The organism is Collinsella sp. AM43-1, from assembly GCF_003467925.1.
In the GTDB taxonomy this organism is placed as follows: domain Bacteria; phylum Actinomycetota; class Coriobacteriia; order Coriobacteriales; family Coriobacteriaceae; genus Collinsella.
The window spans coordinates 117,060-130,758 of the sequence record NZ_QSFR01000002.1 but is presented as its reverse complement, the minus strand read 5'-3'; the positions used below and the strand labels follow the sequence as shown (position 1 = coordinate 130,758).

General features: G+C 59.8%; 10 protein-coding genes. All 10 read right to left on the bottom strand.

Annotated elements, in window-relative coordinates:
• Positions 1-4: 4 nt before the first annotated feature.
• The 10 genes from DW925_RS01560 to kdpA all read right to left on the bottom strand — a co-directional run bounded on the left by DW925_RS01560 (position 5) and on the right by kdpA (position 13,370).
• Positions 5-1,342 (bottom strand): glutamine synthetase family protein, encoded by a 1,338-nt coding sequence (locus DW925_RS01560; protein ID WP_117583362.1) that lies wholly within the window; start codon positions 1,340-1,342, stop codon positions 5-7.
• Between the two features lie 133 nt (positions 1,343-1,475).
• Positions 1,476-1,847 carry a DUF86 domain-containing protein gene (locus DW925_RS01555; RefSeq protein WP_117790222.1) on the bottom strand — a complete coding sequence of 124 codons (372 nt, stop codon included), beginning with the start codon at positions 1,845-1,847 and terminating at the stop codon, positions 1,476-1,478.
• Positions 1,834-2,328 (bottom strand): type II toxin-antitoxin system RelB/DinJ family antitoxin, encoded by a 495-nt coding sequence (locus DW925_RS01550; protein ID WP_117583364.1) that lies wholly within the window; start codon positions 2,326-2,328, stop codon positions 1,834-1,836. The genes DW925_RS01555 and DW925_RS01550 overlap by 14 nt, the downstream gene beginning before the upstream one ends.
• A gap of 42 nt (positions 2,329-2,370) precedes the next feature.
• Entirely contained in the window at positions 2,371-3,393 is a 1,023-nt protein-coding gene (locus DW925_RS01545; RefSeq protein WP_158549297.1) for a LacI family DNA-binding transcriptional regulator, read from the bottom strand.
• 124 nt (positions 3,394-3,517) lie between these two features.
• On the bottom strand, positions 3,518-4,210 hold the full coding sequence (locus DW925_RS01540) for a GntR family transcriptional regulator (protein WP_117583366.1): 693 nt from the start codon (positions 4,208-4,210) through the stop codon (positions 3,518-3,520).
• Between the two features lie 541 nt (positions 4,211-4,751).
• Positions 4,752-6,005: an ATP-binding protein gene (locus DW925_RS01535; RefSeq protein ID WP_117583367.1), complete on the bottom strand. Its 1,254-nt coding sequence runs from the start codon at positions 6,003-6,005 to the stop codon at positions 4,752-4,754.
• Positions 6,006-6,668: 663 nt separating this feature from the next.
• The gene (locus DW925_RS01530; RefSeq protein ID WP_117583368.1) at positions 6,669-8,618 is read right to left on the bottom strand and encodes an NAD(P)/FAD-dependent oxidoreductase; all 1,950 of its coding nucleotides are present in this window, start codon (positions 8,616-8,618) and stop codon (positions 6,669-6,671) included.
• 248 nt (positions 8,619-8,866) lie between these two features.
• Positions 8,867-9,457, bottom strand: coding sequence for a potassium-transporting ATPase subunit KdpC (gene kdpC / locus DW925_RS01525; RefSeq protein ID WP_117583369.1), 591 nt, complete (start codon positions 9,455-9,457; stop codon positions 8,867-8,869).
• Between the two features lie 12 nt (positions 9,458-9,469).
• Entirely contained in the window at positions 9,470-11,530 is a 2,061-nt protein-coding gene (gene kdpB / locus DW925_RS01520; RefSeq protein WP_117790221.1) for a potassium-transporting ATPase subunit KdpB, read from the bottom strand.
• A gap of 16 nt (positions 11,531-11,546) precedes the next feature.
• Complete coding sequence (gene kdpA / locus DW925_RS01515) at positions 11,547-13,370, bottom strand: potassium-transporting ATPase subunit KdpA (RefSeq protein ID WP_117628962.1); 1,824 nt, start codon at positions 13,368-13,370, stop codon at positions 11,547-11,549.
• Positions 13,371-13,699: the final 329 nt, after the last annotated feature.

Below are 13,699 nucleotides of genomic sequence, written 5' to 3'. Positions count from 1 at the left end.
GCGATTAGGAGTTCGCCAGGTAGTGCTTGATCTCCCATTCGGTGATCGTGGACTCAAACTTATGCCACTCGTCGCGCTTCTTTTTGAGGAAGAAGCTATGGATGTGCTCGCCGAGGGCATCCTTCATAAACTGCGAGTCCTCAAACACGTCGAGCGCCTCTTTGAGCGAGCGCGGCAGCGGCGCGTAACCGGCCTCGAGCATCTGACGGCCGGTGAGCTTGAGCGTCTCGGCCGTTGCCTCGGGCGGGAGCTCCAGCTTGCGCTCGATGCCGTCGAGACCAGCCGCCAGCGTGACGGCGTTGACCAGATACGGGTTAGCCATGGGATCGGGGCTGCGAAGCTCAATGCGTGTGGAAAGCTGCTTGCCGGGCTTGTAGACCGGGATGCGGATCATGCTTGCGCGGTTGCGCAGGCCCCACGTGGCGTACTGCGGCACGGAGTCGCCGCCCGTGGTGATGCGCTTGTACGAATTGACCGTGGGGTTGGTGATGGCGCTAATCTCGCGCGCGTGCGCCAAGATACCGGCCATATAGTGCTTGGCGACGTCGGAGAGATGGTACTTCTCGTCGCCCTCGCCCCAAAAGACGTTGTTGCCGTCATGGTCGAACAGCGACTGATGCAAAAACATGGCGCTGCCGTCCTCGCCCGCCAGCGGCTTGGGCATAAAGGAGGCGTGGCAGCCGCTCTCGTAAGCCTGCTGCTTAATGATGAGCTTGGCCGTGGTAATGGCGTCGGACATGCTCAGGGCCTCGGCGTGGCGCAGGCTCATGCCGTGCTGTGAGCGACCGGCGGCGTGGAAGGTGTACTCCACGGGCACGGACATCTTCTCGAGCGTGAGGACCGTGTTACGACGCAGGTCGCGAGCGGCATCGCTCACCGAAAGATCGAAGTAGCCCACGTTGTCGAGCGGCTCGGGCGTGTGCTCGTCGGGGAAGTAGTAATACTCCAGCTCAGCGCCCACGTTGAGCAGATAGCCAGCCTTCTCGGCCTTGCGGAACATGCGGCGCAGGGCATCGCGCGGGTCGCCGGCAAACGGCTTGCGATCGGGAGTGCACACGTCGCAGAACACGCGGGCGACGCCGTTGTGGCTCGGGCGCCACGGCAGAATCTGGAAGGTCGAGGCATCGGGGAACGCCAGCATATCGGCTTCCTCGGGCGTGGCAAAGCCCTCGATGGCCGAGCCGTCAAAGCCAATGCCCTCCTCAAATGCGACCTCGAGGTCCTCGGGGCTAATAGCAAAGTTTTTGAGGCGGCCGAGAATGTCGACAAACCACAGACGCACAAAGCGGATATCACGCTGCTCTACGGAGCGGAGTACGTAATCGATGTTCTGCTGGTTCATGTCGCTCCCCTTTCTTTCGGGCGGGTTTCGACTGGTCTATATCGCAGATACTATCGCAGAAAAATGTTTCCGCAGGGTTAAAGCGTATCAAGCGCTCAAAAAACGTGTGTGAACAGGCTGGTATGACAAGTGATTATCGCTCGGATTCGGAAACAATTTGCCTACACGCTCGTTCCAGCGCCGGAAACTCCATCGTCACCGCATCCCAAACAACCGATCGGTCGACATTGCCGTAATCATGCGCGAGGTAATTTCTCATGCCGATAATTCCACGCCACTCAATTTCGGGATGAAGCCGCTGCGAGCGTTCCGACAACTTGCCCGCTTCTTCCGTCACCCTAAGCGAGCACATCAAAAGGGAGTCCGCCAACGCCCTCGTCCGCACGTCATTCGCATGCAGAAACTGGTCCTCGGTGATATCAAAAGCCTTGATGCGCTCGTTCGTTTCAGCGATGGCCTCCAAGACCTCTTGGGCGCGGAGGCCGTCTGACTTACGCGCGATCATAAAGGATCACTCCTTCGCGCTCGATTACCGCGGCAAGATCGTCATCAAGATAATCGCTCGAGACAAGGTCCACCTGCCTTCCGGTTTCCTTGCGCACTGCCTCGCCAAACGCCGACAACGCAAAAAGACCAAAGCCCTGCTCGCGATCGACTTCGAGGCGCAAGTCGATATCACTATCTGCACGCGCCTCGCCACGGGCATACGATCCAAATAGGATCACGGTTTTGATGGCGGGAATCGGGCTGGCTGCCTCGCGGACGGCGGACTCAATCTGAGCGGTATCCAAAATGCCCGCTGCGGCGCTTTCGCTCGCAGAGCTTTTACCGAGTGAAGGCACAAACGGCAGCGAGCGCTCGCGCAACATCTGCCTCATGAACATATTGACCGCAACGGACGAAGTCATGCCGAGTTCTTCGCACAGCTCGGCAAATGAATCTTTAATTGACGAGTCCACTCGAACACTCAGCACAGACGCAGCCATGGATACCTCCTGTATGACATTGTCTATATAATATCACACAGACTAGCGCGAGGTCGAAGCGCGGTGTTCGATGTGACCGGGGATCTCGATGCGCTTGGGGGCGAGCTTTGCGGCGTCGCCCACCGTAGTGGTAACGACGTCGATGCGCTCGGACAGACGCTCGATTACGCGCTCGGCGATGGTGTGGGTGTCTTGCGCGGCCGTGGTCACACCGCCAAAGAGCACGTGGTTCCAGGGGTAATCGTCAAACGTTGCGATCTTAAGGCCCGCCGGCAGCGAGGGACCCAGCTGCGCCAGTGCCTCGGTCAGGCGCAGGAAGACCAGGCCGTTGACGGCAATGAGGCCGAGCTTTTTACCCGCATAGCCGCGGATGGTCTCGTCCAGGCGACTGACACCCTCGGCACCACCATCCGCCAAGGTGACGACCTCGCCGGCCAGGCCGCGGCGCGAGAGCTCGTCGGCAAACGCCTCAGCGCGCTCACGACGCACGGGGCTGTCATCGCTTGCCTCGGTAAGCAGGCACAGACGCTCGCTGCCCGCAGCAGCCAAGGCGTCTACCAGGCCGGCGACCAGCTCACGGTTGTTAGATGTCACCAGATCGATGCCGCCATCGGCAACATCGCGGTCGAGCAGCACAACGGGTAGGCGTCCCGCTGCCGCGGCGATCGCCTCGTCATTGCCTCCGCAGGTGTTGACGACCAGGCCGTCCACGCCGGCATCGATAAGTCTGGTGAGCGACTCCGCTTCCTTGGCGGGGTCGTTGCCGCTAATGGCCGTCATGAGCGAGCAGCCGCGCGCGGCGGCGCTGGCGGAAAGCCCTTCGAGCATGGCGCTGGAGAACGGGTTGGCGATGTCGGCCAAGATTACGCCGATGAGGTTGGCGCGCGAGCTGCGCAGATTGCGTGCGGCGGCACGTGGGCGATAGCCGGTGCGCTCGATAACCGCCGCGATGCGGGCGCGGGTCTCCTCGGTCATCTGCCCGGGGCGGTTATTGAGATAGCGCGAGACCGTGGCCGGGCTCACGCCCGCCTCGGCGGCAATGTCCTTAATCCTCATCTGCGCCATAGCGCACCCCGTTTCCCAATTGTCAGCAATCTGAGCCATTTTAGGCATTTTTTAAAAATCTCGGTTGCAAAACGCTGTAGGTGAGCAGCATCGTTTTTGTGTCTCGAGCAGATGCGGCGATGGGCTAGATTGACGAGTCTTTCGACAGCTCAAAGTAGTCGGGATGCAAGGCGATAACCGGGCCCTGTTCCTCGGGCATCAGATGCAGGTGCGTCTCTGCCAGGTAGCTCGCCGCGTCGGTATCGCCCTTCTTAATGGCCTCGAGAATTCGGCGATGCTGCCGACGAATCGGCTCCCAATCCAGATCCTGCGACACCATACGCAACCAGTTGTATCGCTCAAAATGTGTGTTGACGCTCTTCATCCAATCCCACAACATGTGGCGGCCGGCAATCTCAAAACACGTCTCATGGAACAGGTTGTCCAGATCGAAAAAGCGACGCGTTTCGCTATGGTCGAGCGACTCGGACTCGGCAAGAATCCGCTCGAGCCGCTGCTTTTGCTCGGGCGTGACGGCAGAGCAGCATTTAATGAGCACGCTTCTCTCGAGTTTCTCGCGCAAGAAACAGGCGTTCTCGGCGCGCTCCATGCTGATTTTTGAGACATAGGTGCCGCTTTTGGGACGCGTTTCCACCAGCTCCTGCTCACGCAAGCGCACAAAAGACTCGCGAATGGGCGTGCGCCCGATTCCCGTCTCCTTTTCCAGACCAATCGCCGAAAGGCGCGTGCCGGGCTTGAGCTCGGCATAGATGATCTTGGAGCGCAATGCGTTGTATGCCTGATCTTGCAGGCTCTGATTATGCTGGTGTTGTTCCATAAAGCCCTCGGATGAAGCTCACGGTTTGTCGAATTTCACCACGTAATACTATCGCATCGACACGCCCCAGCTCCCAATCAGTCTTTTTGGGACGGGGCTCTTTTAGCTACCCTGGCCCGCAGATCGGCCCCCCTTGCCACAAAAGTGGCCCATCTATTACGTTAACACGGATAGCCTCGGCCATACCGAAAACCGTGAAAACAAAACCGCAGGTAGACAGCTTGTCGATTTTCGAAAAAACCGACTATGGTTGACCCCTGCGGCTTAAACGTAGTAGATAGGCCCTTTTCGTGGCGCAGCACTACTGCACCCCAAATCGGCACCCCGAGCCTGTTATAAGTTGCTGTGAAATACGGACGGTTGATAATCAAGGGTTGAAAATCAAGGCGCGCTATACGGCTTGCTATATCTCACTATACTTTGCTGTACGTCGCTGTACTTTGCTATAACTTGACAATAATCGGCCCATTACCATCCGGGATATAACGGACCCCAAGCCAACGCTGGCTTGGGGTCCGTCTTGTACCATGGCTCTTTTGGACTATGAGCGCTCGTATTTCGTGGCCCGCCCGGTTCCCTGCCTTACGATTGCATTCCGTTCAAGCAGAGATTCGAGTGCCGCCAACGTCCGCATGCGGCTCAGCCCCGTCTGTTTTTCAATCTCGCTTCGCGACATAATTCGCCCGCCCGACAAGGCCTTGAGAACCTGGACCTCTTCCTCGGACCCTTCAAAGGCATCGGTAACGGGCAATGTGACGGCCACCATGCCGCCGCGAACATCAAAAATTGGTTGATTGATCGAATCGCGATAGGCACGTCTAATGCGCGCAATTCCCGTACCAAATTTCTCGATGTAATCCAGCTTTAAGAAGGCCTCTGCAACGATGGGGTTTCTGAGCACGGATATCTGCCCATACAGGTATTGTTCCGTCGTCAAACCGGCGGGCAGCGATCCGGGGGAGGTCACAACGACGCGATCATCGTACAGGGCAATTTGAACGTTCGCTCGAACGTCCCACGTCCGATGCACTAAAGCGTTTGCAACAGCTTCGCGGAATGCCTCAAGAGGAATTCGATCGGTTTGGACGCGCTCCATCCCTTCGATACGCTCATAACGGTAGTAGCGTGCAAACATAGCCACCGCCCTGTCCGCCTGCTCAATTGCGGATACATTTGTCGCCGCCTCGCGATCCAAGATCACATCCTCGGTATCGCCAAAACGGACGCAGTCGATGCCTGGAAAATCATTCTTATCCGCTAAAATCGCCGCGGCATTGGTATAGCCATCCTTGCCGAGCAAGCGGAGCGTACGCAAGATATCCGACGTTAGCTCGGAAATGCCGAGGTGTTCAACACACTTATGCTCGAGCGTATGAAAGCTCAAGTCCTGGCGAGCCGACGTGAGCGCGTCGAACGTTACGTTGCTGCCTTCGAGCGTCAGCCTGCCATACTCAAACCGGTCGACCTCCACCGTTGCCGAATCGTTTCGCCTGTAGGCCTTTCCCTTGCTTCGATAGGGTTTGTCCTGTCCCTCATAAACCGTAAGGATTACGGTCCCGTGTTTCTCATCGGGCTCGAGCGTGTAACGGGGAGCGGGGTCCAAGCTGTCATTAATCATGTTCTCGATGCGGAGACACTCTGCGACCGGATCTGCAAGGCCGACAACCACGCCCTCGTCATCAACGCCAAACTCAATCTTGCCCGTCCCATAGTTTGCATAGGCGCTCACCGTTTTAAGAAACGTCGGCGTAACGCTTTCCTTGTATTCGACTGTAGGGCTCTCTCTAACAACCATATGCACAACCCCCTCGTTTCGTACCATTCATAACCGTATTATAAGACGAAAACCGTTTGCGTACTGATTTATATAAGACGCAAACTGTTTTCGTCTTGATTTGCGTACGGAATTAAGACGCATAATTTCGCTTTCGTATGGCTCAATACCGGACGCAGACTGTTTTCGTCTGTCAATACGTCTGAAATCCAAACGAAAAGAGCCCCGAGCTCGTATGAACTCGGGGCTCTTTGTGCCGCACATCTATGAGAGGAAAAATTCGATGCGTACGGGCGCTACCCCATGAAGCCGCCCTGGGATGGCGGCAACCTCGCCGTTACCCGTCTGATGGGTGTGCTCAAGGCATCCGTTCCCCTCTTTATCGACGTAACGGGCAAAAAAGTTCGTCGAGGAGACCATCCGCACGCACCACGGTGTGGCCGACGCCATTGAGACGCGCAACCCCACCGCCGCTCACGATGCGATGTATCTGCACCTGGTCTACAACCGCAATATGATTGCGGAAGGCACACAAACAAAAGGCATTTAAGGCTCGACAATAATCTTTCTTTGATAAAACGCAGGCAGCGAGCGCTTGCGTTTTATCAAATGGTGCAATGGGGTCAGGTTTACATGCATCAACTTAGCGCAAAGTAACCTGGCCCCCACGCAACAAAGGGTTAACTAGAGCTCGCAGGCAACCTTGTAGCCATCGCCGATGGCGTCGCGAATGTTACCGCACTTGTTGGCATCGCCCAGCACGTGGGTGGCAACACCGGCTGCAGCCAGGTCGTCTGCCAGCTTGGTATTGGGACGATAGCCCATGGCAAGCACCAGCGTATCGGCACCGGTGATGGTGTGGACCTCGCCGTCCTTCTCGTAGCTGATAGCATCCTCGGTAATCTCGGTCACCTTGGCCTCAGTCAGCACGTGGACACCCTTGGAGAGCATGCGCGTGATGAGCACCGCGCGGCCGGCACCGCCCTCGTTGGCGGCGAGCGTCTTGGTCATCTCGATGACGGTGACATCGCGATTGGCCGGCGACAGGTCGTTGACCAACGGGGCCAGGTAATCGGCCGTCTCGCAGCCGACGGTGCCGCCGCCCACGATGACGATCTTCTTGCCCGGAAAAGCCTTGCCGCCCAACAGGTCGTCAGCCGTCATAACCTGCTTAAAGCCCTGCATGAAGGCCGGAGCGATGGGCTCGGCGCCATAAGCTAGGACGACCTCGTAGCCGGCGTAGTCACGCTGAATGTCCTCGGCAGTAAGCTCAGTGCCAAATACGCACGTGACGCCGGCCTCGGCCAGGCGACGGTACTGGTACTTGATCACACGAGTGAGCTCCTGCTTTGCCGGCGGAACGGCCGCGATGCGCATCTCGCCGCCCGGTTCGTCCTGCTTATCCACGAGCACCACGTTATGGCCGCGCTTGGCGGCAATGTAGGCCGCCTCCATGCCAGCGGGACCGGCGCCCACGACGAGCACGTTCTTGGCCTCGGCGGCAGGCTCGTAGCCGGCCTCGTCGCGCTCGACGTCCGGGTTGACGGTGCAGGAGATGCGCTTGCCAAACATGATGCCGTTCAGGCAGCGCAGGCAGCCGATGCAGGGACGGATCTCGTCGGCGTTGCCGGCAGCCGCCTTATTGCAGAACTCGGCATCGCACAGATTGGCGCGGCCCATCATGCAGATGTCGGCGGCGCCGTCCTCGATCAGCTCCTCGGCGATCCAGGCCTCGTTGATGCGGCCGACCGTGGCAACGGGAATGTTGACGTGCTTCTTAATCTCGCGCGAGCAGGCGGCATGCGAGGCCTGCTGCGTACCGGCGGCGGGAATTGCGGAGCCACGCTTGATGGTGGTGCCGCCCGACACATGAATCATGTCGACGCCGGCCTTCTCCAGGCGACGCGAGACGTAGATCATGTCGTTGAGGGTCAGGCCGCCATCGGTGTACTCGTCGCCCGAGATACGGACGTCGATAATGAAGTCCTTGCCGCAGCGCTCGCGAATCTCGGCGATGACCTCGAGCAGGAAGCGCATGCGGGCGTCGAGCGAGCCGCCGTACTCGTCGGTACGCTTGTTGTAGAGCGGAGTCAAAAAGCCGCCGAGCATACCGTGGGCGTGCGCCGCATGGACCTCGACGCCATCGACGCCGGCCTTCTGCATACGCACGGCAGCGTCGCCGAACTGATGCGTGAGCTCGTGGATCTCGTCAACCGTGATGGGACGCGGTGCCTCGCGGGCATAGGACGGGCCCACAAAGGACGGGGCGATCAGGCGCGGCGTGCCTGGAATGTTAAAGGCCATGTAGGCGGGGTGGAAGAGCTGCGGCATGATCTTGCAGCCGTACTCGTGGACGGCCGCGGCGAGCTTTTCCCAGCCGGGGATAAACGTGTCGTCGTAGCAGCACATGTCACCCGGCAGATAGGTATAGGTGGGCTCGACCGTCACGACCTCGGTGATGATGAGGCCCACGCCGCCCTTGGCGCGGGCGCGGTAATGATCGACCAAGTCGTCGGTCACATAGCCATGATCGGCCAGGTTGGTTGACACTGGCGGCATAAAGACGCGGTTCTTGACCTCGGTCGTACCGACCTTGATCGGGCTAAAGAGCATTGGATAGGCAGAAGACTCCATGCAGGCTTCCTTTCGTTTGAGCCGCTCGGCGGCAGTTACTAACGTACTTATCGTATCAGTATCCGCCGCATTCGCACTCGCTCGCACTCCCCACCTTCAATCCCGACCCTCACAAAAAAGTTGCGGTGGAATACGGAGTAGATGAGACTTTTGACAGCCAAAACAGTCCGTATTTCACCGCAACCGATGGGCGGGGTGGAATTGAGGGCTCAGATAGTCAGTCATGCCCTCATCCGCCACTCCCTCACTTACAGCGCGCCGTCCAGCATAAGGTTCACCTTGAGCACGTTAACCGTGGGCTCGCCGAACACGCCGAGGAAACGGCCCTTGGTGCACTGGGCGATGATCTCGCGCACCTCGTCTTCGCTCTTGCCCGTGGCCTTGGCAAGGCGCGGGACCTGGTACTCGGCGGCATCCGGAGAGATCTCCGGGTCGAGGCCGGACCCCGAACACGTCACCAGGTCGACGGGCACAGCGTCCATATCGGCATCGGAGTTGGCGGCGCGAATCTTCTTCACGCGCGCATCCACAAGCTGCCGATACTTCTCACTCGCCGGGGACAGGTTGGACGGGGCACCATACGCCATGAGCTCGCCGTCTTCGCCTTCGACAATTGACACGTTCTGGATACGACCCCACATGTGGGCTTCGTCATCGAAGTTCTGGCCGATGAGCTCGGAACCCACAACCTTGCCGTCGACCGTAATAAGCGATCCGTTCGCCTGGTACGGAAACGCAAGCTGCACGACGCCGGTCACCACGAGCGTGTATCCCAGGCCGCAGACGATGGTAAACAGCGCGAACACGCCAAGTGCGCGCGATGCGATACCTTTGAACATACAAACCTCCGTCTACATCATGCCAATGCCGAACAAGGCCAGCAGCATGTCGATAATCTTGATGAATACGAACGGCGCCACGATGCCGCCCAGACCCCACACCAGCAGGTTATGGGTCAACAGCTGGCCGGATGGAACCTCGCGGTACTTGACGCCCTTGAGAGCCGCCGGAATTAGCGCGACGATGACCAGCGCGTTGTAGATGATGGCGGACAGCACGGCCGTCAACGGGTTGGTGAGGCTCAGGATGTTGAGGGCGCCCAGTCCCGAATAGATCGGCGAGAACAGGGCCGGGATGATAGCGAAGTACTTCGCCACGTCGTTGGCCACCGAGAAGGTCGTGAGCGAGCCGCGGGTCATGAGCAGCTGCTTGCCAATACGCACGACCTCGATGAGCTTGGTGGGGCTGGAGTCGAGGTCGACCATGTTGCCGGCCTCCTTGGCAGCCTGGGTGCCCGTGTTCATGGCCACGGCGACGTCGGCCTGGGCCAGAGCGGGCGCGTCGTTGGTGCCGTCGCCGGTCATGGCGACCAGGTGACCCTCACGCTGGAACTCGCGGATCTTCTCGAGTTTGCCTTCAGGGGTGGCCTCGGCCAGGAAGTCGTCAACGCCGGCCTCGGCGGCGATTGCCGCGGCGGTGAGCGGATTGTCGCCCGTCACCATGATGGTCTTGATGCCCATCTTGCGCAGGTCGGCGAACTTCTCCTTAACGCCGGACTTGATGATGTCCTTGAGGTACACAACGCCCAGCACGCGGCAGTTCTTGGTCACGACCAGCGGGGTGCCGCCGGCCTTGGCGATGCGTTCGACGGCCTCTTCGCACTCCTGGGAGAACACGCCGCCGGCTGCCTCCAGATAGGTGCGCACGGAATCGGCAGCGCCCTTGCGGATCTCATTGCCCTCGTAGTTCACGCCGGACATACGCGTTGCCGCGGTGAACGGGATGAACTCCATGCCCTTATCCTCGAGCGTGCGGCCGCGCAGACCGAACTGCTCCTTGGCGAGCACGACGATGGAACGGCCCTCGGGGGTCTCGTCGGCCAGCGAGGAAAGCTGGGCGGCATCGGCCAGCTCCGCGGGATCGACGCCGTCGACCGGGATGAACTCGGCGGCTTGGCGGTTACCCAGGGTGATGGTGCCGGTCTTGTCGAGCATGAGGATGTCGACGTCGCCGGCGGCCTCGATGGCGCGGCCAGACATGGCCAGCACGTTGGCCTCGTTCAGACGGCTCATGCCGGCGATGCCGATGGCGGACAGAAGGGCGCCGATGGTAGTGGGAGCCAGGCACACGAGCAGCGCCACGAGCGTGGTCACGGCCGTGGGGTTGACCATGTCGTTAAGACCGACCGAGAAGCAGGAGTAACAATACAGGGCCAGCGTGACCAGAATAAAGACGATGGAAAGGGCCACCAGGAAGATCTCCAGAGCGATCTCGTTAGGGGTCTTCTTGCGCGCGGCACCCTCGACCATCGCGATCATCTTGTCCAGGAAGCTCTGGCCGGGCTCACTGGAGATCTTGACGATGATCCAGTCGGACAGCACCGTGGTACCGCCGGTAACGGCAGAGCGGTCGCCGCCGGCCTCGCGGACCACGGGGGCGGACTCGCCGGTGATGGCGGACTCGTCAACGGAGGCAGCGCCCTCGATGACGTCGCCGTCGCCGGGAATCTGCTCGCCGGCGCGTACGATCACCAGGTCGCCGCGCGTGAGCTCGGTGCCGGGAACGACGGTGAAGTGCTCCTTGTCCTCAACGGACTCGATGCGATGGGCCTCGACATCCTTCTTGGCCGCACGCAGAGAATCAGCCTGAGCCTTACCGCGGCCCTCGGCAAACGCCTCGGCGAAGTTCGAGAACAGGTCGGTGAGCCACAGGATGACCGCGATGGCGACCACATAGTAGGTGGGCACACCCGCGTCCCGCACACCGAAGATGGAAGCGACGACCAGGACGGAGGTCATGACGGCTAAAAGCCACACCAGGAACATGACCGGGTTTTGAATCTGGACGCGAGGGTCCAGCTTGGCAAACGAGTCGCGGACCGCGCGGCCCATCATGTCTTTTTGCATAGTCATAAATCTGCGCCCTCCTTTACGCAATCATCTGGAAGAACTCGGCAACGGGGCCAAGCGCCAGGGCCGGGAAGAAGCTCAGGGCACCGATCAGCAGAACGATGAACACGAGCAGGAATACGAACATGCCGTTGGTGGTAGACAGGGTACCGGCGCTCTCGGCGACCTTACCCTTCTTGGCCAGCGAGCCGGCGATAGCCAGCGTACCGATGATGGGCATGAAGCGGGCGAACAGCATCTCGAGGCCGAGCATGACGTTGATCCAGGGAATGTTGCAGTTCATACCTGCAAACGCCGAGCCGTTGTTGCCGCCGCATGAGGTGAAGGCATACAGCACCTCGGAGAAGCCGTGCGCGCCACCATTGTTGAGCTGGTCGGCAAGACCGGGCACCATGCAGGCGATGGCCGAGCACACCAGAATGGCAAACGGAGTTGCCAGGCACAGGACAACTGCCCAGCGCATCTCGCCCGGCTCGATCTTCTTGCCCAGGAACTCGGGCGTGCGGCCGACCATAAGGCCGGCGATGAACACTGTGAGGATGGCGAAGCCGATCATGCCGTACAGGCCGCAGCCCACGCCGCCGAAGACAACCTCGCCCAGAGCCATCTGGAGCATCTGGACAAAACCGCCCAGCGGGGTGTAGGAGTCGTGCATGGAGTTAACCGAGCCGTTGGAAGCGGCGGTGGTGTAAGCCGACCACGTGGAGGAGGTGACGATACCGAAGCGGCTCTCCTTGCCCTCCATGTTGCCGCCGGCTTGGCCGTCGGTCATCTCGATATTGACCGCTCCGCCATCGGCCAGCTGCGGGGTGCCCGCATGCTCGTTGACGGCGATGATGCCGGTGAAGATCACCAGCAGGATGAACATGGCGGCAAAGATGGCCTTGCCCTGCTTGGTGTTCTTGACGCCGATACCGAAGGTGAAGCAGCAGGCAGCCGGGATCAGCAGCAGGCTGGTCATCTCGATGATGTTGGTGAAGGCACTGGGGTTCTCATACGGATGGGCGGAGTTCACGCCGAAGAAGCCGCCGCCGTTGGTTCCGGACTGCTTGATGGCGACCTGAGGAGCCGCAGGACCCTGGGGCAGGAACTGCTCGGTGACCACGCGTGCGCCCTCGACAACCTTGCCGTCGACCTTGACCGTGTCGCCCTCGATCTGGGCGCCGTCGAGGACGCTCCAGCCGCCGTCTGCATTAGGCTGGACGGCGACGGGCTCTACGAGCTCAGCCTTCTGAGCCGGCTGGAAGTTGGAGATGACGCCACCGGCAGCCAGGCAGATGCCGAACACGAGGTTCAGCGGGATGAGCACATACAGGACGGTGCGGGTGAGGTCGACCCAGAAGGAACCCAAGCTCTGCTCCTTGACCTGACGGAAGCCACGAATCAGCGCGAACATGACCGCGATACCGGTGCCAGCGGAAACGAAGTTCTGCACGGTGAGACCCATGAACTGCACAAGGTAGGACAGGGTGGTCTCGCCGGAGTAGGACTGCCAGTTGGTGTTGGTTATGAAGGAAGCAGCCGTATTGAACGACAGGTCCCATGGCACACCCGGCAGGTGCTGGGGATTGCCTGGCAAGAAGGACTGAAGCGCTTGAAGTGCCACAAGGACCACGAGGCCGATCCCCGAAAAGACCAGCACGCTCGCCAGGTAGCGCCTACACCCCATCTGCTCTGCCGCGTCGATGCGAAGCAGACGATAGACGCCACGCTCCACAGGAGCAATCACAGGCGACAGGAACGTATGCTCACCATCCATGATATGGGCCATGAACCGACCGAGCGGAACGGCCAGGACGACGAGCACGGCAAAGTACAAGATGTACTGAATCGCAGCGTCCATAGTTTACGAATCACTCCTCATCAGAATGTAGATGTAATAGATAAGGAGTCCAATGCAGACGACTCCGATGATGGGAATGAGGATGTTCATTTACCGCCCCTTTCACGCGCGGTCCGATGTCTCGGACGCCTGCTCTCGCAAGCGCCTGGGGACAGTAAACGCTTCTAGAGATTAAAGAGGCGTGAGGGCCGGGGCTCACGACCTTAAGATGCCGTAAAGATGCAGGTAGAAAGCACTATTGCGGCTGCAGTGCGCCTATACTCGACCTCGCGAGCATACAGTGGCGTCCTCACCGCGTATGCACGCATGGGCAACGTTTCAGAAAGGCT

Bases quoted from the DNA above. Each gene is read 5' to 3' on its own strand.
- DW925_RS01560 (WP_117583362.1), bottom strand. From the start codon at position 1,342: ATGAACCAGCAGAACATCGATTACGTACTCCGCTCCGTAGAGCAGCGT.
- DW925_RS01555 (WP_117790222.1), bottom strand. From the start codon at position 1,847: ATGATCGCGCGTAAGTCAGACGGCCTCCGCGCCCAAGAGGTCTTGGAG.
- DW925_RS01550 (WP_117583364.1), bottom strand. From the start codon at position 2,328: ATGGCTGCGTCTGTGCTGAGTGTTCGAGTGGACTCGTCAATTAAAGAT.
- DW925_RS01545 (WP_158549297.1), bottom strand. From the start codon at position 3,393: ATGGCGCAGATGAGGATTAAGGACATTGCCGCCGAGGCGGGCGTGAGC.
- DW925_RS01540 (WP_117583366.1), bottom strand. From the start codon at position 4,210: ATGGAACAACACCAGCATAATCAGAGCCTGCAAGATCAGGCATACAAC.
- DW925_RS01535 (WP_117583367.1), bottom strand. From the start codon at position 6,005: ATGGTTGTTAGAGAGAGCCCTACAGTCGAATACAAGGAAAGCGTTACG.
- DW925_RS01530 (WP_117583368.1), bottom strand. From the start codon at position 8,618: ATGGAGTCTTCTGCCTATCCAATGCTCTTTAGCCCGATCAAGGTCGGT.
- kdpC (WP_117583369.1), bottom strand. From the start codon at position 9,457: ATGTTCAAAGGTATCGCATCGCGCGCACTTGGCGTGTTCGCGCTGTTT.
- kdpB (WP_117790221.1), bottom strand. From the start codon at position 11,530: ATGACTATGCAAAAAGACATGATGGGCCGCGCGGTCCGCGACTCGTTT.
- kdpA (WP_117628962.1), bottom strand. From the start codon at position 13,370: ATGGACGCTGCGATTCAGTACATCTTGTACTTTGCCGTGCTCGTCGTC.